General features: G+C 30.2%; 20 protein-coding genes. 6 read left to right on the top strand and 14 right to left on the bottom strand.

The window, feature by feature from the left end; translation table 11 throughout:
• Positions 1 to 306: 306 nt before the first annotated feature.
• Entirely contained in the window at positions 307 to 1008 is a 702-nt protein-coding gene (locus RYO54_RS02275) for a VTT domain-containing protein (RefSeq protein ID WP_315115183.1), read from the bottom strand.
• A gap of 558 nt (positions 1009 to 1566) precedes the next feature.
• On the opposite strand from RYO54_RS02275, the gene RYO54_RS02270 reads away from it, so the two are divergent.
• The 4 genes from RYO54_RS02270 to RYO54_RS02255 are packed head-to-tail and all read left to right on the top strand — an operon-like array spanning position 1567 to position 5923.
• Positions 1567 to 2649, top strand: a complete 1083-nt coding sequence (locus tag RYO54_RS02270) for an HpcH/HpaI aldolase/citrate lyase family protein (protein ID WP_315115180.1) — start codon at positions 1567 to 1569, stop codon at positions 2647 to 2649.
• Positions 2591 to 3955, top strand: a complete 1365-nt coding sequence (locus RYO54_RS02265) for a phosphoribosyltransferase family protein (protein ID WP_315115177.1) — start codon at positions 2591 to 2593, stop codon at positions 3953 to 3955. The genes RYO54_RS02270 and RYO54_RS02265 overlap by 59 nt, the downstream gene beginning before the upstream one ends.
• A 17-nt stretch (positions 3956 to 3972) precedes the next feature.
• Positions 3973 to 5094, top strand: coding sequence for a cysteine protease StiP family protein (locus RYO54_RS02260; RefSeq protein WP_315115174.1), 1122 nt, complete (start codon positions 3973 to 3975; stop codon positions 5092 to 5094).
• Positions 5095 to 5125: 31 nt separating this feature from the next.
• Positions 5126 to 5923, top strand: a complete 798-nt coding sequence (locus tag RYO54_RS02255) for an HAD family hydrolase (RefSeq protein WP_315115171.1) — start codon at positions 5126 to 5128, stop codon at positions 5921 to 5923.
• Positions 5924 to 5988: 65 nt separating this feature from the next.
• Here RYO54_RS02255 and RYO54_RS02250 read toward each other — a convergent pair whose 3' ends face one another.
• From RYO54_RS02250 to hcp, 5 genes are all read right to left on the bottom strand, one after another.
• Positions 5989 to 8757, bottom strand: a complete 2769-nt coding sequence (locus RYO54_RS02250) for a calcium-translocating P-type ATPase, PMCA-type (RefSeq protein ID WP_315115169.1) — start codon at positions 8755 to 8757, stop codon at positions 5989 to 5991.
• 127 nt (positions 8758 to 8884) lie between these two features.
• Positions 8885 to 9502, bottom strand: coding sequence for a TerD family protein (locus RYO54_RS02245; RefSeq protein WP_315115168.1), 618 nt, complete (start codon positions 9500 to 9502; stop codon positions 8885 to 8887).
• A gap of 37 nt (positions 9503 to 9539) precedes the next feature.
• Positions 9540 to 10118 (bottom strand): TerD family protein, encoded by a 579-nt coding sequence (locus RYO54_RS02240; RefSeq protein WP_315115166.1) that lies wholly within the window; start codon positions 10116 to 10118, stop codon positions 9540 to 9542.
• 51 nt (positions 10119 to 10169) lie between these two features.
• On the bottom strand, positions 10170 to 10748 hold the full coding sequence (locus tag RYO54_RS02235) for a TerD family protein (protein WP_315115798.1): 579 nt from the start codon (positions 10746 to 10748) through the stop codon (positions 10170 to 10172).
• Between the two features lie 276 nt (positions 10749 to 11024).
• Complete coding sequence (hcp, locus tag RYO54_RS02230; protein WP_315115164.1) at positions 11025 to 12740, bottom strand: hydroxylamine reductase; 1716 nt, start codon at positions 12738 to 12740, stop codon at positions 11025 to 11027.
• A gap of 258 nt (positions 12741 to 12998) precedes the next feature.
• Here hcp and RYO54_RS02225 point away from each other — a divergent pair, with 258 nt between their 5' ends.
• Positions 12999 to 13496: a hypothetical protein gene (locus tag RYO54_RS02225; protein ID WP_315115161.1), complete on the top strand. Its 498-nt coding sequence runs from the start codon at positions 12999 to 13001 to the stop codon at positions 13494 to 13496.
• A 571-nt stretch (positions 13497 to 14067) separates the two neighbouring features.
• Positions 14068 to 14304 carry a hypothetical protein gene (locus tag RYO54_RS02220; RefSeq protein WP_315115158.1) on the top strand — a complete coding sequence of 79 codons (237 nt, stop codon included), beginning with the start codon at positions 14068 to 14070 and terminating at the stop codon, positions 14302 to 14304.
• A 228-nt stretch (positions 14305 to 14532) separates the two neighbouring features.
• Here the strand turns inward: RYO54_RS02220 and RYO54_RS02215 are convergent, their stop codons facing one another.
• The 8 genes from RYO54_RS02215 to RYO54_RS02180 all read right to left on the bottom strand — a co-directional run bounded on the left by RYO54_RS02215 (position 14533) and on the right by RYO54_RS02180 (position 23200).
• Entirely contained in the window at positions 14533 to 15663 is a 1131-nt protein-coding gene (locus tag RYO54_RS02215) for a hypothetical protein (protein ID WP_315115155.1), read from the bottom strand.
• Positions 15664 to 15965: 302 nt separating this feature from the next.
• Positions 15966 to 16580 (bottom strand): V-type ATP synthase subunit D, encoded by a 615-nt coding sequence (locus RYO54_RS02210; protein WP_315115152.1) that lies wholly within the window; start codon positions 16578 to 16580, stop codon positions 15966 to 15968.
• Positions 16580 to 17959: a V-type ATP synthase subunit B gene (locus RYO54_RS02205; protein ID WP_315115149.1), complete on the bottom strand. Its 1380-nt coding sequence runs from the start codon at positions 17957 to 17959 to the stop codon at positions 16580 to 16582. The genes RYO54_RS02210 and RYO54_RS02205 overlap by 1 nt, the downstream gene beginning before the upstream one ends.
• A 17-nt stretch (positions 17960 to 17976) precedes the next feature.
• Positions 17977 to 19755, bottom strand: coding sequence for a V-type ATP synthase subunit A (locus RYO54_RS02200; protein ID WP_315115146.1), 1779 nt, complete (start codon positions 19753 to 19755; stop codon positions 17977 to 17979).
• A gap of 8 nt (positions 19756 to 19763) precedes the next feature.
• Complete coding sequence (locus RYO54_RS02195; protein WP_315115144.1) at positions 19764 to 20369, bottom strand: V-type ATP synthase subunit E family protein; 606 nt, start codon at positions 20367 to 20369, stop codon at positions 19764 to 19766.
• Between the two features lie 11 nt (positions 20370 to 20380).
• Entirely contained in the window at positions 20381 to 20689 is a 309-nt protein-coding gene (locus tag RYO54_RS02190) for a V-type ATP synthase subunit F (RefSeq protein ID WP_315115141.1), read from the bottom strand.
• A 99-nt stretch (positions 20690 to 20788) separates the two neighbouring features.
• Positions 20789 to 21214 (bottom strand): ATP synthase subunit C, encoded by a 426-nt coding sequence (locus RYO54_RS02185; protein ID WP_315115138.1) that lies wholly within the window; start codon positions 21212 to 21214, stop codon positions 20789 to 20791.
• A 12-nt stretch (positions 21215 to 21226) separates the two neighbouring features.
• Positions 21227 to 23200 (bottom strand): V-type ATPase 116kDa subunit family protein, encoded by a 1974-nt coding sequence (locus RYO54_RS02180; RefSeq protein WP_315115137.1) that lies wholly within the window; start codon positions 23198 to 23200, stop codon positions 21227 to 21229.
• Between the last annotated feature and the right edge of the window lie 4 nt (positions 23201 to 23204).

Genomic DNA, 23204 nt, shown 5'->3' with positions numbered 1-23204 from the left:
GTATTATTAGTACTATATTAAATCTAAAAAAACTTTTAGTAAAATTATACAAATATATATGGTAAAAGAAATTTACCATAGTAGCAAATTTCTTTTATTACTGGAACTTATCTGTAAACTTAGTAGTTGTTATTTCTCACCTAAGCAGGAATCCAAAATCTTTAATTTTGAGCTAATAGCTTAACCTTCTATAACCTCAATTTCAACTCCATTAGGGTCTTTAACAAATAAAAATTTCTCTCCACTTGGTACTTGTACTTTTAGAAACTTTAGTATATGAACATGTAATTAGAGTTTAATATGATTTTAATTCACCTTTTCTAAGCTTTTAAATATGGCTTCTTTAAATATTACTCCAATTAGAAAAATCATCAATATTATAATGGTTCCTATGATTATCATAGATTTATTTCCTAAAGCTAAACTTTGACCATAATAACAAGATACTACTAAGGCGGGCATCCTACCCAAACTTGAATATAAGATAAAATCCTTTAGATTCATTTTAGTCAATGCACATAAAAAAGTTAATCCATCCTTGGGTATACCAGGCAATAAGTATATTAAAAACACTATTAAATTTATCTTTTTACAATTAAGTATTTTTTCAAATTTTGTTTTAATACTATTGGGGATAAGTTTATCCACTAGTTTTTCTTTATATTTCTTAGTAAGTAAAAACAAAATTGTAGCTCCTATGCTAATACCAATTATAGAAAATATGGTTCCCCTTACAGTTCCAAAAATATATCCTCCAGCAGTTTGTATAATTTCTCCAGGTATTATGAATATTACAACTTGAGCTATTTGTAATATAATAAATACAATTTTAGCTCCTGAACCAAAGGAAGTAATAAATTCTTTAATTTGTTTTTGGTCTCTTAATACATTAAACATATACTCCAATTCTTTCCTAAATATATATCCCAGCGTCATGAAGAATAGAAGTGACATAATTAATATAATCATGGATTTATACTTATTTAATAATTCTTTAGCTTTTTTCATTAGATTACCCGCCTATTATTTTAAATTTTGTTTTATAATAATAATCTTAATATATATTTCTTAATTTCAGCTTTGGGATTTCTTAAAATTTCATTAATGAATTATTAATTATTAGATATCAAGTGATTCTTAGCTTCAGATGGAGTTTGCTTAAAAGGAATACTTACTCCAACTGAAGGTTATTAAGAGAGTTCTTAGAAGCTTTGCTTCTTAGAAATCCTTATCCTTTAGGGGAAGAACTTATCCAGACGTAGCATCCGTTATGGGAGTATTACGGATGCTAGTCATCGGATAAAAAAGATACATAATTTCATGTATCTCTAAGGCTTAATTCATTGTATTTGCAATTATTTGACTATATATATCCAATATTGTATAATAACATTATTTTAATACAAATATTGTTATTACATTAAATATAATGATCTATGATATACTATTTTAACAACCATTTCTACAAGATTTGCTCTAAAATAATTATTGATAATATTACATTATAAGCAAACTTCATCTGAAACTATAAATTAATACATAAATAACTTTAGAGAGGAATTTAATATGAGGTATTTTAGCTTTATAGATGACAATAATGAATTTTTTTTTAGGCAACCTATTGAATATGGATTATATTCAAGTAAAGAACTTCTTTCCCATGCTATGGGGGCTACCTTATATATGGGAGCTATTAGAGAAAATCTTTTAAAAGATATTCTTTTTACGAACTCTCGTACTGTAGTAATTTGCTTAGAAGATTCCGTTTCTACCAATCTTTTAGCTGAGGCGGAAAACAATGTGCTAAAACTTTTTGAAGAAATAGAAGCTTATAGTAAAACAGATGAAAATTTTATGGACAAACTTCCAATGATATTTATACGAACTAGGAGCTATAATCAATTCCTAATGCTACTTAACAGTTCAGCCCTATTAGGACTCTGTGGTTTCGTTTTACCTAAATTTGATATAGTGGAAGGTGAAAAGCATCTCCAAACACTAAAAAAATACAATGATAAAAATAATAAACATTTATACATAATGCCTATTCTTGAAACACCAGATATAATATTTTCAGAAAAAAGAGTGCTAGAATTGCTTAAAATAAAAACTCTTTTAGATTTCTATAAAAAATTAATACTAAATATACGCTTGGGTGGAACAGATCTTTCGGGTATATTTAGTTTACGTCGTAGTAGAAATTGTACAATTTATGACCTATCTGTTATTAGAGATTGTATATCTGATATTTTAAATATATTTAAAAGAGACAATTATGTTATTTCAGGTCCTGTTTATGAGTATTATGATATTCCACAGGACTTAGATTGCAGCGGGTTAGTCCGAGAAGTTCTCTTAGATAAAGTAAATGGTTTATTTGGCAAAACAGTAATCCATCCTAATCAAGTAAATATTGTAAATGCCTTATATGCTGTATCTAAGGAAGATTTTCTTGATGCACAATCCATCGCTAATTCTATTAGTGATGGTGTTATAAAAAGTTCTTATTCCAATAAAATGAATGAAGTAAAGCCTCACTTAAAATGGGCGCAAGAAACATTATTAACATCAAGTGTTATGGGGGTTTTAAATGATGGTAAATCATACAAAGACATTGTCAGATACGCAAATAAGAATTCCTATAGATAATAATTTAGAGATATTATTAAATATTCATAAAACAAAGTATAATATCTCAATGGACAATCTTTTTAAAGTGGCTTTAAGAAAAAATGTAAAAAGAGACTTTATATTTGTTAGCAAAATTATAGGGAAACATATACCTATTCATCCAAATGCACTTAAATTATCAGGTGCAATTTTAGCGAGGTTATGGTTAGAAGAACGTGAGGGCGTAGTTAGTCCTGATACAGATATTTTGATACAAGCTTTAAACTACTTGCAAGAATTATCCTCTTTAAGTAGTTTAGATAAGCCCCTACCTCCTTCAAACTTAGCTGTAATAGAGTCAGCATTATCAATTGCAGATGAAAAGCTAAAATTAAATAATAAAACCCTATTTATTGGTTTTGCAGAAACAGCAACTGGCATTGCGCAAGCTATATTTAATAACTTTTCCAATGCCACATACATACACACTACTAGAGAGAATATAACCAGTATTCCATCTAGTTTTTTATTTAAAGAAGAACATTCTCATGCTACAGATCATGTTATTTTCCCTAAAAACTCTAACCTGTTTAATGAATTTGATGATATCGTATTGATTGATGATGAGCTGACTACAGGAAAAACCTCATTAAATCTAATAAAAAATCTTCCAAAAAAGTCCTTTGGTATTATCTCCATATTAGATTGGAGAACGGAAGAGCATATTAATATGTTTGAGGAGTTAAAGGATTTAGATGTGAGGGTATGTTCTTTAATTAAAGGTACTGTTAATTGCATAAAAAAAGGTGAAATAAGCCAAGTTGATCCAACAATTGAAGTTCCTAAGAGTCATTCTATTTTACATAAAGATATAATATTTAAAAACTCTGAATTAATAGAAGGCTTTCATCCCTACACAGGAAGATTTAGCATAGATTATGATGATCAAATGTCATTAATGGAGGAAATTAAAGAAGCTTCTACTTTATTGAGAAAGGAAAGAGGAGATGGAAGATGCCTATGCCTAGGTTCTGGAGAATTTATTTACATTCCTTGCATGATAAGTGCAGAGCTAGGTGAAAAAGTATATTTTCATTCCACTACTAGAAGCCCAATTTTCCCCAGAGACTTCACAAACTATGCAATAGAAAATAAAGTTTCATTTAATAGTATTGATGATGATCATATATTAAATTATTTATATAATATACCTAAAGACTTTTACAGCCAGGTTTTTTTCTTTACAGAAAAACCTATAGATGAAAGAAAAAAAGAAGAGTTTAAAAGGATTTTTAGCTATTTTAATATAAAAGAAATTGTGTTTGTAAGTTGGCAATCTATATGATAGGGGGAGTTGGTAATTTGATTACAGATAAAGTTTTTTTATCAGGAAGTTACTCTAGTGAGGATGTTATATTTTTATTAAAGGAAATTACAGGACTTATTACTGAACAAAGCAATGAAATTAGAGAAAATGCAATTGGAAGAGGAGTACACTATTCTGAAATGCTTCCTATTGAATATCATCCTACTAAGGAGTATATGGATATATTCTACAATACTCTAGAAGAGAACAAAAATGTCCTTGCAGGATATGTAGCTATATTAAGTGAAAGAATAATTAATAAAAGAGGAAATAATCTTGTATTAGTTTCTCTTGCTAGAGCAGGTACTCCTATTGGTATACTTGTTAAACGCTATATTGAGTTAAAATATAATTTAACTCTTCCACATTACAGTATCTCAATAATAAGAGATAAAGGCATAGATAAAAATGCTCTTTTCTATATATTTAAAAATCACCCTGATGCTCAGCTTCAATTTATAGATGGTTGGACAGGTAAAGGTGTCATACAAAACACTTTAATAGATGCCTGTGAAGATTTATATAAAGAGTATGGAATAAAACTTAATGGAGACCTTGCAGTACTTTCAGATCCTGCCCATTGTTCCACTACCTATGCAACTAGGGAGGATTTCTTAATACCAAGTGCATGCTTAAATTCTACGGTTTCAGGCTTAATGAGTAGAACTGTCTGCAGCGAAAAAATTATTTCAAAGGATGATTTTCATGGAGCTAAATTTTACAAAGATTGGGCAGACATAGATGTATCCAACTTCTTTATCGATACCATAACTGAAGAATTTGGCACAGTATGCAATAACCCTGAACTCCATAATCATATCACCCTACTAAATAATAAAGTTGAAACCGCTAATTATAGAGGTCTCCAAGATGTGGCTAAAATACAAGAGCTCTTTAAAATAGATAATATAAATCTTATAAAGCCAGGTGTAGGTGAAACAACTAGAGTACTATTAAGAAGAATTCCTTGGAAGGTACTGGTAGATTCCACTACAAACCCTAATTTAAAACATATAATAAAGCTTGCTGAGGAAAGAAATGTTCCTATAGAAGTCTATAAAGATATGTCCTATTCTTGCTGTGGTATAATAAAATCTAAAGGCTTAAGCGACCTATAATTAAGCTAAGGATGTTTAAGGATGTGATTAAGTGATTTTTGCTTCTGATTTAGATAGAACTCTTATATATTCAAACTTTTTTTTAGAGCCACATATGATAAATGTAATACCTGTGGAGAGGAAAGATGATAAAAACATTTCTCATATGACGATAAACTCTATAAAATTATTAAGTTTGATTAATGAAAAATTATTATTTATTCCCACTACTACTAGATCTCTTGAACAATATAAAAGAATATCAATTTTCCATGAAACCATACCTGTAAAATACGCTGTAGTAGCCAACGGCGGTATTATATTAAAAAATGGTGAAATAGATTTAAAGTGGAAGGAAATAATATCTTCTAAAATGAAGACTCTAATTTCTCCAAAGGATTTGATTAAACTATGTAGTTTCTTCCTAGATAGTAACTATATAAAATCTTATCGTTGTTGTGACGACTTATTCTTATATGCGGTTTTAAAAAGCGATTTTATAAATTCTGAAGACTTCCATAGGCTTGTTTCCTTAGCCAATGAACATGGCTATATTGCAACTAGAAATAATAAAAAGGTATATATTATACCTAAGTTTATTAATAAGTGGGCTCCTCTAGAGTATATTATGACCATAGAAAATGAAAATCAGATTATTTCTGCTGGTGATTCATTTTTAGATTTACCTATGCTCCATAATTCAATGTACGGAATTGTTCCTTTTCATGGAGAACTACAAAACTTATATAAAGATAAATTAGCTATGCATGACAATATTTACTTCACTAAAGAGCAAGGGCTGCTTTCCAGTGAAGAGTTTCTTAAAAATATACTTAAGCTAGTATCTTAATTTACATCTATAAAAAATAACCATAGGAAAACCCATGGTTATTTTTTATAGATTAATATATTAATTTATATTCCAACGGAAGCATCTGCATCTTTATTCTTTGAGCCTGTAGATAATCTTAGTACAGCTTTTACTACTTCATTTACAACTACCACTAATGCAGATAAACCAATTATCTTAATCCACATACCAGCACTTAATGGTACTGCATTGAAGAAACCTGAAAATAGTTCTGTAATAACAATTTGAACTATTGCTGTAACAGCTATTACTTTAAGGGCAATAGTATTCTTCGTAAAGTTTGGTATTATGCTATCCAATCCAAATTCTCTACAGTTAAAGGCATTGAATAATGCGCTAAAAGCAAATATACCAAATAAAACTGTCTCCATTTCACTGGCACCTTCAACATTGACAACTGTAGATGCACCAAGGATATTAAACTTCATTTGAATCAATAGTATTGCAGTAATATATGATGCATTTAAAATCATAGTAGTAAACATAGATTTAGTAATTATATTTGCACCTCTGTTTGTAGGTTTTCTATCAAGAACCTTTTCTCTTACTGCCTCTAATCCCAATGATAATGCTGGTGGTCCATCCATGATGATATTTACCCATAGCAATTGTATTGTCGTAAATGGCATTTCAAAGTCAAATATAACTGATAATATCGCAGTTAAAAATGCTACAATATTTACTGTAATCTGGAACTGTATAAATCTTTGGAAGTTCTCATAGATTCCACGTCCCCACTTAATACCTTGAACTATTGTGCTGAAACTATCGTCGGTTAATATTATGTCTGCAGCATTTTTACTAACCTCTGTTCCCGCTATACCCATAGCAATACCAACATCTGCTTTAGTAAGTGCTGGAGCATCGTTAATACCGTCTCCTGTAACTGCAATTACTTCTCCATTAGCTTGTAGTGCTTCAACTATTCTCATTTTAGTATCAGGTTTTGATCTTGCAACAATAGAAATATCTTTTATTTCTTTTCTTAATTCCTCATCAGATAGAGTATCAATATAAGTTGCTTCAATAGCTCTTTTGCCGTCTTTTAACAATCCTAAATCCTCACCTATTGCAATGGCTGTATTTATATTGTCACCTGTAAGCATCTTAGTTTCTACTCCTGCTTTTCTGGCAGTTAAAACAGCATCTTTAACATCTTGTCTTAATGGATCTCTAATTCCAACAAAACCAGTAAAAATAAGTCCGCTATCAATCACACCAGCTTCAGTACTCATAGCCACTTCTTCGTTAACCATTTTATAGCCAAAACCAAGTACACGCATAGATTGTTTTTGAAGCTTTTCTATTTCTTCTAATATTACTTTTCTTCTTTCAGTGGTAATTCTTACTCCCTCATTATTTATAATTTCATACTGACAGTTCTCTAATATTATTTCAGGAGCTCCCTTAGTTAGTACAGTGCACATTTCATCATCAGAATTTACTACAGTAACCATTTTCTTAGTTTTTGAACTAAAAGGTATTTGATTAATGATTTGTGCAGATTTTCTATTTTTTATATAATCATGGTCTCTGTGGTGAAGAAGCAACGCACATTCAGTAGCACTACCTAAATATTTAACATCTTCTCCTTCAAACTTTAAATCCGCAGTGGAATTTATTAAACAGTTTTCAAGGAAGTAGCTAGTATGTTCTATTTCATGTTCGCTTACATAATCACCATTTATATATACTTTTTCTACTGTCATTCTGTTCTGTGTTAATGTTCCTGTTTTATCAGAACATATTACGCTAACGGAACCTATAGTTTCACATGCTTCTTTTTTTGTTACCAAAGCATTTATCTTAGCCATTTTTTGCATTGTTATTGCTAATGTTATATTGATCATAGTTGGCAGCCCTTCAGGTACTGCTGCAACGATCAATGCAATACAAACTATAAATGCCTTTTTAACAGGATCTATTGAATTTAAGAAAGGCAATATTCCACTAGTATCAACTTGTAAAGTCTTTCCTATAACCATCTTTGCAAACATTATTATGAACAGTGCTAGTGATATACCACTAGATAACTTTGAAATGGTTCCACCTAGTTTACCTAGCTTTGCTTGCAGTGGTGTCTCTAAATCACTTTCTTCTAGATTCTGTGCAATTCTTCCCATTTCTGAACTATCGCCAGTTACAGTAACTACAAATTTACCTCTTCCATAGGCAACTAATGTACCACCAAATACCATATTGATTTGTTTTGCGGGCACAGGATCTTGAACTACAGTAGTATTATCCTTACCTTTAACATTCTCCATTTTAACAATTGCTTCTGCATTTTTGCTTACATCATCTGATTCACCAGTAAGCATGTCTTCTCTTACTTTTAATTCTAAAGTTTCAATTAGTCTACCATCTGCTGGTATCATATCTCCAGTTTCAACAAAAACTATATCTCCAGGTACTAGCTCACTTTTAGTTATTTCAACTATTTCTCCGTCTCTAAGCACCTTTACAGATATATTTTCTGTAAGTTTTGATAAAGCGTCTGCTGCTTTTTTAGATTTTCCTTCTGTTACAATTCCTACTGTAATTCCAATTGCCACAGCACATACTATACCGATGGCATCATGAACTTCCCCAACAAGAGCACTTATTCCTGCTGCTATTAAAAGAATAACCATCATAGTCTCAGATAATGCCTCTTTAATATCGTCCCATATGGAACCCTCTTCTTGTTTTGCAAATTCATTCGGCCCATACTTTTCTAATCTATCTTTTGCTTCCTTTTTTGATAAACCCTCTTCCTCTTTTACATTTAATTTTTTTAATACATCAGAAGGTTTTTCTTTGAAATATTTCATAGGTCCTTCACCTCTTTCAGTAATATATTGGTTTCAAAAAACTATTTTGACACTTATATATGGTAAATTTAAACAGAAGAAGATATAATTACAAATGCATAATTATATCTTTCTTAAAACATTTATATTAAATATATTTTTGAGAAATAGCTTTTAAAGAAGCATCATTTGTTCCTTCTCCAACAGCAACAAACTTCCATCCACCACTATGTCTGTACATCTCCCCTGTAATAAGAGCAGTTTTTCCAGAATAATTATCTGATAAATTATATTTTACCATCTCCTGCTTATTTGCAGAATTAACCACGCGAATGTATGCATTTTTAATCATTCCAAAGTCTTGTGCTCTTTTTATACAATCATAAATATTAACTACAAAAACCAACTTATTTATGTGCTGAGGAATTCTTGATAAATCTACAAGTATTTGTTCATCATCGCCGTCCCCTTCTCCTGTCAAGTTATCTCCTGTATGCCTAACGCTTCCACATTTGCTTTTTAAATTTCCAAAATAAATTAAGTTCTCCATAGACCTTAATTTATCATTTTCATCTAACATAAGTATGGAAGCATCACAATCTATATTATAACCGCTACCGCTACCGCCTCCGAAAATTGATGCAAAAAATCCTTTTCCTTTATTTTGAGAAACTGGATCCCAACCTAATCCTACCATTACTTTAGATATGCTGTCACCATTTTTCACCAAGTCAACTCTTTGTCCTTTTTCTAAACTTATGCCCACTTAAATCTCCCTTTCTTACTTATATTTCCAAATCATATTAAACGTTAATTCCAAAATTTAAGCAAAGAGCTCTAAGTCCTCCCTTAAATCCACTTCCTATTGCATTGAATTTCCACTCAGAACCATATCTATATAGTTCCCCTACAACCACTGCTGTTTCAACACTAAAATCTTCTCCCAAGTCATATCTAATAAGCTCTTCACCAGTCTCTTCTCTAAAAAGTCTTATATATGAGTTTGATACTTGTCCAAAGTTTTGTCTTCTAGCCTCAGCTTCATGAATAGTAACTGTAAAAGCTATTTTATCAATGTTACTAGGTACTTTGCTTAAATCTATGATGATCTGCTCATCATCTCCGTCCCCTTCTCCAGTTAAGTTATCACCCATGTGAGTAACTGAATCACTATGATGCTTTAAATTATTATAAAAAACAAAGTCTTCATCATTATTTACCTTACCAGAAGGTCCAAGTAAGAATGCAGCTGCATCTAAATCGAAAGCCGCAGTGCCATCATACTTATTAGTATCCCAGCCTAATCCTACCGTAACTTTTACTAGGTTAGCATTCCCTTTTGTTAAATCAACCTTTTGACCCTTTTGTAAAGTAATCGCCATACAACTCAACCCTCTTTCTCATTATTAATAAAGTACACTTAATTTATAAACTTAAACATTTATTCCAAAGTTTTTACAAAGAGCAGCTAATCCACCTTGAAATCCGCTACCGATTGCATTAAACTTCCATTCAGAACCATTTCTATATAGTTCAGCTACAACCACTGCTGTTTCAATACTAAAATCTTCTCCAAGGTCATATCTAATTAACTCTTCTCCAGTTTCACCATTGAGAACTCTTATGTACGCGTTGGAAACTTGTCCGAAGTTTTGTTTTCTAGCTTCAGCATCATGTATAGTAACAGTAAAATCTATTTTCATAATTTCTGCTGGAACATTGCTAAGTTCAATTTTAATTTGTTCATCATCACCATCACCTTGTCCAGTGAGATTATCTCCCATATGTATAACTCCTCCTGATGGGTGATTAGTATTATTATAGAAAACAAAGTCTTGATCACTGTTTACTCTTCCTGAATTATCTAACAGAAAAGCAGCAGCATCTAAATCAAAGTCAGAACCTCCATCATATTTATTTACATCCCAACCAAGTCCTACTAAAACTTTTTTTAATCCAGGATTAGACTTTGTTAAATCCACTTTTTGACCTTTTTGTAATGTTATACCCATTTTTCTACCCTCTTTCTCATCATTTTTCTTTAACGCCAACAATTCACTTTTAAACACCATTTTACTATACTGACATTGAAAATACAACATTAAATGTGGTTGCTAATTTGTACTATCCAGTAATAAATAGCAATAAAAGGATAGGTTTTACACCCATCCTTTTATTTAATACTTCTATTTAATAATTTTATCTAAGACTCTTATTTAAGACTTTATATTACAAAGCACTCTCTTCTATAGTCTACTATTTACTATATGATTTTAACAGCTTGATAATTATTCTCCTAAGAACATCTTCATGTCATCTTCTACGTTTGTTATTCCGCCTATTCCAAAGTTTTCTACTAAAACATTAGCCACATTTGGAGATAGGAATGCTGGTAGAGTTGGTCCTAGGTGAATATTCTTTACTCCTAAGTGTAGTAATGCAAGTAATACTATAACAGCCTTTTGTTCATACCAAGCTATATTGTAAGCTATTGGTAGCTCATTTACATCATCTAATCCAAATACTTCTTTTAATTTCAACGCTATTAAAGCTAAGGAGTATGAGTCATTACATTGACCTGCATCCAATACTCTTGGAATTCCTCCAATGTCTCCTAAGTTTAATTTATTGTATTTATACTTAGCACATCCTGCTGTTAGGATTACTGTATCCTTTGGAAGTTTTTCAGCAAATTCTGTGTAGTAGTTTCTGCTCTTAGCTCTTCCATCACATCCAGCCATAACGAAGAATTTCTTTATAGCACCACTCTTAACTGCATCTACAACCTTATCAGCTAATGCAAATACTTGGTTATGAGCAAATCCTCCTATGATCTCTCCTTTTTCTATTTCAATTGGAGAAGCACATTTCTTTGCATGTTCTATTATAACTGAGAAGTCTTTTTCACCTTTTTCATTAGCATCTATATGCTTTAATCCATCAAATCCAACTACACCTGTTGTGTAAACTCTATCTTTATATGAAGCCTTAGGTGGAACTAGACAGTTTGTTGTCATAAGGATTGGTCCATTGAATTTTTCAAATTCTTCAGCTTGTTTCCACCAAGCATTTCCATAGTTTCCTGCAAAGTGTGAATATTTCTTGAATGCTGGGTAGTAGTGAGCTGGAAGCATTTCGCTGTGTGTATAAACGTCTACTCCAGTTCCTTCTGTTTGCTTTAATAATTGTTCTAAATCTCTTAAATCATGTCCACTTATCAATATTGCTGGATTATTTCTAACTCCAATATTAACCTTTGTAAGTTCTGGATGTCCGTAGCTTTCAGTATTAGCTTTATCAAGTATAGCCATACCTTCTACTCCATATTTACCTGTTTCTAAAGTTAGAGCTACTAACTCATCTACTGTTAAAGTGTCGTCTAACGTTGCCGCTAATGCTTTATGCATAAATCCAAATATTTCATTATTTCTGTATCCTAAATTGTGAGCATGCTCAACATATGCAGCTAATCCTTTTAATCCGTATGTTATAAGTTCTCTTAATGATCTTACATCTTCATTTTTAGTTGCTAATACTCCAACTGTTTCTGCTTTAGCATTAAATTCTTCTATATTATCAGCAAACCAAGTAGCCGCATCTGGTAACTTGGATTCTTCTTCTTTTTTGAATCCTACAAATGAAAGCATCTTATTTAACCAATTTTCATTGGCATTTGAGTTTTCTAGGCTCACACCAACTTTGATAAGCTCTTGCTTTAACTCTTCTCTTAGTTTTAAGCCTTCTTTGATTCTTTCAATAAATACATTTCTGTCAAAGTTTGCATTAGTTATTGTAGCAAATAAACTTTCCATTACAAAAGTATCTACTTCTTCATTAACTATTCCAACTTCTCTTCCCTTTGAAGCATATACTGCTATTCCTTTTACTACATATATTAATAAATCTTGAGCTTTTGCTAAATTTTCGTCTTTTCCACAAACACCTTTTATTGTGCAGCCCTTACATCCTGCTGCTTCTTGACATTGATAACAAAACATACTCATTATTCATTCCTCCATATTTATAATTTTATTATTTTTGTCTTATTTATTTATACTTTATTTATTTATACCTTTGTTTGCTTTTCTTTCGTTAACTTGTCCCTTTCATAATTTAAATTATACCAAACTAATCTACTTTAAATCGGTAACCTATGTTACAAAATCAAAAAGATTATCAAATTTTACATATTTATTTATCTACTTTTATGCACATAATAATAAATGCTAAAGGTCTAAAAAAATATTAGGGAGGTCAGCAAAATGATTATAAAAAACTTTAAAAAATTTGCAGCATTAGGTCTTTGCATATCACTTGGAATAAGTTCCACAACCTTTGCTTTATCAAACCCTGATTCAAATGAAACAAAAAATCCTGAGAAAAAAATTGAAGATTCCAGAGATAAAAGGGATTGCAAAGATAAAAAAGACTGCGAAGAAACAAAATATAAAAATAAGCACAGAAACTTTATTGATCCAACCACTATGAAGGAATTAGGGCTAACTATTGAAGATATTCGTTCTGCAAAGGAATCAGGTAAAACACTATTTGATATTGCTAAAGAAAAGAAAGGTTTAAGCGAAAAAGAAGTCAGAGAAATTATTATAAAAAATAAAACTGAGAAAATTAAGAAAAAAGTTGATGAAGGTAAAATACCTAAAGAAAAAGCAGATGATATTTTATTGAAAATGAGATCGAATGTTGAAAAATGGGATGGAAGTTTAAATTCTTCTAGGTCTGATAAAGAGACTTCTAGATAATTATAATGTTTCACTAATATATTTAGAATTTAGTTTCCAAACATAGAGCTAAGTACGTAGTAAAGCTGCTCCAGAAAAAGTCGCTTTTTTACTACATACTTAGCTCTTTTGAGTTTTGCAAATATATTTTCAGAGTTGAGTTATGACACATTAGATTCCAATTTATAGGTTTCTACAAAAACAATGAGTATCCAAAATAGGAACTAAGTACATAGTGACGTCGCTTCAAAAAAGGCGCTCCTCCCACTATATACTCAGTTCCTTTATTGTTTACAAATGTATTTTCAAATATATATTATGGTAAATTGTTTTCACATTTATAAGTTTCTACAAAGATAATTATATGTACCAAAGGGGAGCTAAGCATATAGCGAAGCCGCTTCTTGATCAAAATAATAAACATTATCTTTTGAAATTTTAATATAGTTTTTAAAATTTTACTTATTACTTGTTTTATAAAATCTACCACTTCCTAAAAATTCCAAAATAGGTTTCCTAATTATTGAAATTATTATACAATATAATAGAGGAATTAAAAGAGATAGAAAAATTTTTAAAAGGAGAATAAATTATGAAAAAAAAAGAAAAATTCTTTTTTATACTAAGTATGCTTTGTCTTATAGGTTTTATTTTAATAGTAATTCAAAGTATTTATACTAATTTTGGTAAAGTAATTTTAATAGGCATTCCTTTGTGTTTCATAGGGTCTATCTTTTTATATATTTCAAAAAATGAAAAATATAATTGGATAGGCTGGATTTTTTTATTACTCATTATTTCTTCAATTGCACTTTTAGCAAATTCTTAGAAATTGATTAATAAAATAAATTTTAGAAGTTCTTATTGCAGCGAATCAGCATAAAAAGCATTGCATAGCATTTTGGATTTGTTGAAACCCTAAATTCATTTCCCAATGGTAAATTTATCGAGAAATAATTTAGTATCCAAAAGGGGAGCTAAGTACATAATGACGTCGCGTTAAAAAAATACGCTCCTCCCATTATATACTTATCTCCCCCAGAATAAAAAACCTCATTCATAAATTTATATTTTTTATATTAACTAATATATCACTGTGTTCCATATAATAGACAGATCCAGAAAATAATTTAGATTTGGAATTTTTGTTGTCATATATGTAACTAGTATAACTACAGTTATTATGGTTATCTAGCTTAACTTGTGAAATTATAAAATGTTCATTATCAATAAATTGGTTCCATATAATGCGTCCAGTATCTAATTCAATATTTTTATTATAATTTAAAAATTGAATTTTATTATCTTCTATTATATAAAAATCCTTACCATTAAATCGTATATACGCATCATATTGTGATTTAATATTAATATATTCTTTTTCTTTACTGATTATATTATATTTTACTATCCTGTTTGTATCTGCTTTAAAATCAATCAATTCATAAAATATATTCATATCACAATAGCCTATATAATTGCTCATTTTATTTACAAATGAACGCTCTATAATTTCTTCATTAATAAGTTTGTCCTTAATTAAGATATCATCTAAATCTATTAACATTAATAATGATTCATGTACCTGTAAATCCATATTATTAGCTGATCTATAAAAGAATGCAATCTTTCTGTCCCATCTATCTAAATCATTTTTTTCTAATACCAAAAGTTTTTTATCATTAAATTCTACTAAATAGCTTCTTCTTATTCTAAAATCAATTTTATTTAGAATAATCTTTTCACTATTTTCTATGTCATATAATACATTTACATATGTATTATAATCATCAGAAATATTGTATCCAAATAGTATATAGTTATCATTTAAATGATAAAAATACATTTTCCCTCTACTCTCTAAATCATATAGTTCATCTATAGTATTAGTATAAATACCCGTTTGAGAAATAACTTTTACTTCTTCTGTATCACACATATATTCCTTTATTAACAAAGTATATTTATCATTTATTTTACTTATATCAGTATAAATTATTGTATTTAATTCTACAAAATCATTATCATATAAAACAGAAAGTACATTTTCTGATATCGTATAAAGTTTCTTTTCATAATATGAATAAAGGCTATCCGAAGAATATAATATAACTTTATCTTTATATATCTTTAATGGACTTAAGAAAACATCTGTATTATCAATATTAAGTACTTTTTTAGCAATCATGATATATCTCCCCTTAAAGTTATTATCAAGATATTGGATATTTTCACAATATAATAATCATATATTATTTTTTCTCTTTTAGCCATCTTAGTTAATAATACTTCTATGATTTCCTCATCCAAAATCTAAATTGTTTTCACATTTATAAATTTCTACAAAAAAATAAAAACCACATCAAGTATTACCTCGATGCGGCTTTCATTCTTAGATAAAATATAATTTCTTTACATTTTCATTATAACACAGAGTTTATATTTTTATAAGACTCTAAATTATATAATTTTTGAAATAGTAAATAATGCTTACTCTTGCTTTCTTTTTTTCACTACTTTAAGTCTGAAGAAATCTTCTCTTTCCTTTTCTTCTAGCACTCCACTTATGTCTTTAATTATTTCTTTAAACTTAGGTATTTGAATATTTTCTAATGCATTGGCTCTCTTTTGAGTTTTTTTAACCTCAATTGCCAATCTATAAACGGCATTTTCAACTTGACCAAGCATATAAATCAAGTACCTAATTTCATTGAACTTAATATAGGCTGCATCCATAGTAGAATTGGTTTTATAAATACTGTATCTTGGTATTATATCTTTTTCTTCATATTTTATTATAGGAACTTCAACCCCCATAACGGATTTAAAAATAACTTCATAATCCATAGCCTCAGGTATTGTGGATGCTACTTCTTGAACTTCCTTTAGCCCCATGGTTATGTTGGCTTTTTTTAAGGCTTCATAGGCTTCGTTAAAGGAAGCATTAATTTTATCCTGCAGTTCCTTCGCCAAATCCACATATGACATTAGCTCTCTTATTAGTACATTTCTTTTTTTATCTAAGAGTTCAAATCCTTTTTGGGAGAACTCCAGAGAACTTTTTGCACTTATTAAGTTTGCTTTAGTTGGAGCGATGTTAAGCATTACTTACCACCCCTATAATACTTTCTTACAATTTCAGGGCTTATTCTATCTAATTCATTTTCAGGTAGAATAGATAGTATCTCCCATGCTAACTCTAAAGTTCTAACTATATCTCTATTTTCATCAAATCCTTGATTTAAAAACTTTCCTTCAAATTCTTTTCCAAAATCCATATATATCTTATCCACAGAAGATAGTTCATCCTCTCCTATAACTTGAGCTAAGGCTATTACATCTTGCACATAAGAGTAACTAGCAAATAACTGGTTTGATACCTCTGCATGGTCCCCTCTAGTGTATCCTTCTCCTATACCGTCCTTCATCAATCTTGATAAAGAAGGAAGAATATCTACAGGAGGATATATACCTCTTCCAGAAATATCTTTGCTTAAAACAACCTGTCCTTCAGTTATATATCCAGTTAAATCAGGTATCGGATGTGTTATATCATCATTTGGCATAGTTAAAATTGGCAACTGAGTTATAGAACCTTTTCTATCCTTCATCATACCTGCTCTTTCATAAAGAGAAGCTAAGTCAGAATAAAGATATCCTGGATAACCCTTTCTACTAGGCACTTCTTCTCTTGATGAGGATAACTCTCTTAATGCTTCACAATAGTTAGTTATGTCCGTCATTATAACTAATATGTGCATTCCTTCTTCAAAAGCTAAATATTCCGCTGCAGTAAGAGCTGCTCTAGGAGTTATTATTCTTTCTACTATAGGGTCATCTGCTAAATTAGTAAACATCACTAATCTATCCATTACCCCAGCCTCTTCAAAGCTTTTTCTAAAGAACTCCTTGTCATCATGTTTTATACCCATGGCAGCAAAAACTACTGCAAATTTCTCCTCTGAATCACTTCCTATATGAGCTTGCCTTACTATTTGAGCAGCTAATTCATTATGAGGAATACCATTCCCCGAAAATATAGGAAGCTTTTGTCCTCTTATTAATGTAGATAAACAATCTATAGAGGAAATTCCTGTTTGAATGAAATTTCTTGGATATTTACGAGCAACGGGGTTAATAGGCCTTCCATTTACATTATATTTTTTAGTGCTATATATTTCTCCTCTGCCATCTATAGGTTTACCTATACCACTAAATTCTCTACCTAAAATTTCTTTTGAAAGACTTATCTCTAAAGGTCTTCCGCTGAAAGAAACCGCAGTATTGTGAAGGGATATTCCTGCAGTAGATTCAAAAATCTGGATTATAGCTTTATCTCCATCTAATTGAACTACTTTTCCTTTTTTACTCTCTCCATTTTCCACCTTTATCTGCACAATTTCATCATAAGAAACTCCTTCAACCCCGGATAGCACAATCAAGGGACCTTGTACTCTGTCTAATACTAAATATTCCTTTTTCACTACTTTCCCCTCCCTTGCTATTGTCTATATTTTTTCATTAGCTCTTCATAATATAAAGATATTTTTTCTTCTATTTTATCGAAGCCTGAAAAATCATCATTTGGTATATTATATTTCATTTTAATCATTTCTCCGAAGATTTCTCCATCCCTAATTTTTGAGATAGGAACTCCTATTTTTACACATTGATATGCCTTGTCATAGAATAATTCTATTACTTTTAACATTTTAAACTGTTTTTCAATTGGCACATAGGTATCCACATCGTGATAAGCATTTTGCTGCAAGAACCCTACTTTTAATATTTTAGCAGCTTCTAAAATAAGTCTCTGATCATCTGGCAAAACGTCTTCTCCAACGAGCTTAACAATTTCTTGAAGCTTATTTTCTTCAAATAATATTTTTAACATCTTGCTTCTCAAATCTATAAATTCAGAGGATACATTTTCTTCATACCAATCCTTAAGCATTGGTGTATAGCCACTATAGCTTGATAACCAGTTTATAGCAGGATAGTGTCTTGCATAGGCAAGTTTTTTATCTAATCCTAGAAAGGCACTAACAAATCTTTTAGTATTTTGAGTTACAGGTTCAGAAAAATCCGCTCCTGCTGGGGAAACAGCACCAATAACTGTAACAGAACCTTCACTACCATTTAAATTTTCTACAAATCCCGCTCTCTCATAAAATTCTGCTATCCTTGAAGGTAAATAAGCTGGATATCCTTCTTCTGCAGGCATTTCTTCAAGTCTTCCTGATATCTCTCTTAAAGCCTCTGCCCAACGGGAAGTGGAGTCTGCCATAATAGCCACGTTATATCCCATATCTCTAAAATATTCTGCTATAGTTATACCCGTATATATAGAAGCTTCTCTTGCTGCAACAGGCATATCAGAAGTATTAGCTATTAAAACCGTTCTATTCATCAAGGAAGTATTGGTCTTTGGGTCTATAAGTTTTGGGAAATCCTCTAAAACCTCTGTCATTTCATTTCCTCTTTCACCGCAACCAATGTAAACTATTATATCCGCATCAGACCATTTTGCTAACTGATGCTGTGTCATAGTTTTACCTGTTCCAAATCCTCCTGGTATAGCAACGGTTCCCCCTTTAGCTATAGGAAAGAACATGTCTAATATCCTTTGTCCTGTAACAAGAGGTTTACTTAATATTTTTCTTTTCTTAATAGGTCTTGGAGTTCTAACAGGCCATCTTTGATATAAGCTTAGTTCACGAGTAATTTCTCCGTCCTTTAGAGTAACAATTTTTTCTTCTATATTATATGAACCGCTTTCCTTAACTTTAATTACTTCTCCCTTTACTCCTGGAGGCACCATTAATCTATGCTTTATTATATTTGTTTCCTGTACTTCTCCATAAATGTCCCCTTCTTTTAAGATATCTCCTATTTTAGCGACTACATCCACATGCCATTCCTTTTTTTCATCTATGGATATAAGTCCAATTCCTTCTTTTATAAATCCATAGGAAATCTCATTTATTTTATTTAGGGGTCTTTGTATACCATCAAATATATTTCCAATAATTCCTGGCCCTAATTTTAAAGAAAGTGGCATTCCAGTAGAAAGGATTTCTTCTCCTACTTTTAATCCTGAAGTTTCTTCATAAACCTGTACTATAGCCAAATCTTTTTCTAATGCAATTATTTCTCCTATGAGCTTTTTATGCCCTACCATTACCATTTCTCTCATTTTAAACTTGGCCATGTTCTTTCCTTTAATAACAGGACCGTTTATACTTACAATAGTTCCTACTAGACTATCCAATAGAACCACTCCTTTATCTACATGAATATATCTGTTATTTTAATTCCTATTTCCTCAATGCATTCTTCAATGCTACTATCTAAACTACAATCCACTCTAAATCTTTTTAATTTATCCTCTACTATATATCCCCCTAAAATATTCACAGAGCTATTACTTATCTCAATATTTTTTCCTAGGGCATATTTAGCTAGCTTATCCTCAAATCTTAATAAATCCTCATTATTAAAATATACGAATGCACTCTCTCCATCCTTCATATCTTCTAAAGTTTCATTAAGTCTTGAAAATATATACTCTTCATAGTTATCGGAATTAATAAATTCCTTCAATCTATTTTTTATCTCATATAAGGTTTCTCTTATCATAGCTTCTTTTAAATTTGTCAACTCTTCTTGTTTATCAAAGGTAGCCTTAGATACTTCCTGCTCGTACATCGAATTGCATTTTCTTTGTATATCTTTAGAAGTTTTTTCTTTATATTCTTTTATAGATTTTTCTTCTTTTGTGAATACTTCTTCCTCTTCCTTTTTTACCGCTTCAAGTTTAGCATTAATTTTTTCATTAACCTTATCCTGCATTATTTTTGAAAATAGATTAATTTTATCTTCTATAGTAACCACTGATTCTCACCTCAAATCTTTATACCTATGGCCTCTTTTATATAGTTTAAAATCCTATCCTTTTCTTTTTTGCTTCCATTTCTATCTGGAATTTCAACTATTAGAGGCAAATATTTTGAAAGTTTAAGTTCACTAATTTTTTCAGGCATCATTTCCATAGCCTTCTCTGTGATTACTATAATGCCAATCTCTTTGTTACTCCTAACCTCTTCTACACATTTTATAGCTTCTTCTTTATTGTGTACAATCTCTCCATCTATGCCTGCAATTTTAAGACCAACTAAAGTGTCTACATTATCGCTTATTAAATACATTTTCATATTATCTACCTCTAATCATCTAGTTATCTAATATATATCCATATAACATCTAAAAATCTAACATCTGAGATCTAAATATCTAAATATCTAGAATAAAGATTAAATCTTAGATAATATCATTATGGAAATTATAAGACCGTAAATAGCTATACCTTCTGCAAGTCCAACATATATTAAAGTTTTACCAAGTATTGAAGGATCTTCTGATACCGCTCCTAATGCTGATGAACCAACGGCTCCAACCGCATATCCTGCACCAATTGTTGCAAGTCCTGTACATAGTGCTGCTGCTATATATCCTAATCCAGTAGCTGTTCCTAAACTTGCTTCTCCAGCTGCATGTGCAATGTTAGGAATCATAAATATTAAAGCTGCACTTATTGCTGGTATAAACGTAGATAAATTTATTTTCAAAGCCTTTTTAATCTTGATCTTTCCTTCTATATCTTCCTTTGATTTTTGTACAAATCCATAAGTTATAGTTCCAATTGCAATTACAAAAGTAATCATTAATACATATATCATCTATATTACCTCCTAAATATACTCTCCATTATTAATAGTTATAGGTTTAAATTCTAATCCTGAGCCATCGTAGTACTTACTAAATAATTCGTAGTATTCAAGTCTTAATCCCTGTATGAGAACTATAAGGCCTTCTAAAATTATTATTATCACATTGCCTAGTATATACATAAATATACTTCCAGCAGAGTTACTCATCATATTAGCCAAAGCTGAGAAAGCTATAAACAAACCTACGTGATTTAATACAAAGGCGCCAACTCTTATAAAAGATAAAGTATTTGAAAACATACTTAAAAGAGTCTCTAAAGCACCAAATCCATTTTCAATAAAATAGTCTGATTTTTTTTCTGAAAATGTAAAACCTTTTTTCCTTAGAAGATTTGTTAAAGGTTGTTTTAACACCATTACAGCCATTAAGATTACTAATAAAACTATCAAAACTCCATTATTCACAATGTGCTTTGATGTTATTGTTGAATAAGCAAATAGTAAAAGCAACACATAAAAAGCCATACCTGCCAATCCATTATGTCCAAAAAGACCTTCTTCTAAGTTCTTATTTTTAAAACTATTTATAATTCCATATATAAAACCTACAAGTAAGATTCCACAACCAAATATAATAGCAGCAATAAGCACTGTTTCAATATTTTCCATTGGGCTTATTAATAAAGGTTTTATAACATGTTCAAATCCAAATATACTTCCATATAAGAATCCAAATATTGTAGAAGTAATACCTAATCTTTGTAATATACCTCCTGCAGTATTATTATTCATCTTATATTTCATAAGTAAGCCTGCTAAAAACAATATAGCTCCTTGTCCAACATCCCCAAACATAGCTCCGAACATTATCATATAAGTCAAGGCTAAAAAAGTAGTTGGGTCTGACTCCTCATAGCTAGGCACACCATACATATTAACCATCATTTCAAAGGGCTTTACCAAAAAATTATTTTTTAATTTGGTCGGCGGTCTCAGGTCTTCCTTCATATCTTCAGTTTTTTTTTCTAATATAATTATTCTTTTATCCACACCTTTAATTTTTTCTTCAAAGTTTTTTAATGAACTCTTAGGAACCCATCCAGATAAATAGAAAAATTCGTTACTATAGGCTACATATTCTTTTAATTTAGCTGAGCTTTTTTCTAAATCGAAGCTTTCCACCATAACCTCTATGTCTTGTTGATTTTCATTGTAAAACTCATCTATATTTTTTTCTAAAATAGCCATCTTACTGCTCACTTCTTTTAATTCTTCATTTATCTTTTCCATTACTTCACTTGGATTTCCTTCGTAATCCATAGGAAGAGATATCTTTTCACAATTTAAAGAATTTAGTATTCTATCTGAGTCTATTTTCAATTCTTTTATAGTTAAAACCATTATTACTGTATAACCATTACCTTTATAAATCTTATTAACTATGGCAGGTATATTTTCATAATTAGTTTTCATCATGTTTAACTTTTCATCATTGATTTTATATAGCTGCATTTCAAAATTCTTTAATTTTGAAAAATGCTCCATAGGGATGTCCAGTTCTGATATATATTTAAGATTATTTTTATATTGTTCTAGCTCTTCATTTCTAACTCTAATAGCTGTAAGTTCTTCATGCAATTCCCTATATTTATCTGATATTTCCTCTACACTATTTTGTAATTGGCTATAATCAAAAATTAAATTTTTAAATTTCTCATCTTTATTATCACGATTTTGAAGGATTTGTGATATATTGTTTATTTCTTTGTTTATCTTTGAGTAGTCTCTTTTTTCAGAATAGGATCTTACATAGTTTACATCTATTAAAGTGTCTAGATTATCTTCTGTTGTAGATATTTTAAAATTTCCACTGTTGATTTCTTCTAGTGCGTTAATTGGATGGAACATTCCTGTAAGCACTACATTTTTGGTTACCGCGTCCATATTATTTACGGGGGCTACCATATTAATCATCATCATTTTTTCGATTGCCATAAAC

Origin of the sequence: uncultured Clostridium sp. (assembly GCF_963515715.1) — a bacterium.
GTDB lineage: Bacteria > Bacillota > Clostridia > Clostridiales > Clostridiaceae > Clostridium_AW.
The sequence above is the reverse complement of the archived record's forward strand: the minus strand, read 5'-3'. Positions and strand labels throughout refer to the sequence as shown.

What these genes read in the sequence shown, in the direction of transcription:
- RYO54_RS02275 (WP_315115183.1), bottom strand. Translation starts at nt 1,008, where the DNA reads ATGAAAAAAGCTAAAGAATTATTAAATAAGTATAAATCCATGATTATA.
- RYO54_RS02270 (WP_315115180.1), top strand. Translation starts at nt 1,567, where the DNA reads ATGAGGTATTTTAGCTTTATAGATGACAATAATGAATTTTTTTTTAGG.
- RYO54_RS02265 (WP_315115177.1), top strand. Translation starts at nt 2,591, where the DNA reads ATGATGGTAAATCATACAAAGACATTGTCAGATACGCAAATAAGAATT.
- RYO54_RS02250 (WP_315115169.1), bottom strand. Translation starts at nt 8,757, where the DNA reads ATGAAATATTTCAAAGAAAAACCTTCTGATGTATTAAAAAAATTAAAT.
- RYO54_RS02240 (WP_315115166.1), bottom strand. Translation starts at nt 10,118, where the DNA reads ATGGCGATTACTTTACAAAAGGGTCAAAAGGTTGATTTAACAAAAGGG.
- RYO54_RS02235 (WP_315115798.1), bottom strand. Translation starts at nt 10,748, where the DNA reads ATGGGTATAACATTACAAAAAGGTCAAAAAGTGGATTTAACAAAGTCT.
- hcp (WP_315115164.1), bottom strand. Translation starts at nt 12,740, where the DNA reads ATGAGTATGTTTTGTTATCAATGTCAAGAAGCAGCAGGATGTAAGGGC.
- RYO54_RS02225 (WP_315115161.1), top strand. Translation starts at nt 12,999, where the DNA reads ATGATTATAAAAAACTTTAAAAAATTTGCAGCATTAGGTCTTTGCATA.
- RYO54_RS02220 (WP_315115158.1), top strand. Translation starts at nt 14,068, where the DNA reads ATGAAAAAAAAAGAAAAATTCTTTTTTATACTAAGTATGCTTTGTCTT.
- RYO54_RS02215 (WP_315115155.1), bottom strand. Translation starts at nt 15,663, where the DNA reads ATGATTGCTAAAAAAGTACTTAATATTGATAATACAGATGTTTTCTTA.
- RYO54_RS02210 (WP_315115152.1), bottom strand. Translation starts at nt 16,580, where the DNA reads ATGCTTAACATCGCTCCAACTAAAGCAAACTTAATAAGTGCAAAAAGT.
- RYO54_RS02190 (WP_315115141.1), bottom strand. Translation starts at nt 20,689, where the DNA reads ATGAAAATGTATTTAATAAGCGATAATGTAGACACTTTAGTTGGTCTT.
- RYO54_RS02185 (WP_315115138.1), bottom strand. Translation starts at nt 21,214, where the DNA reads ATGATATATGTATTAATGATTACTTTTGTAATTGCAATTGGAACTATA.
- RYO54_RS02180 (WP_315115137.1), bottom strand. Translation starts at nt 23,200, where the DNA reads ATGGCAATCGAAAAAATGATGATGATTAATATGGTAGCCCCCGTAAAT.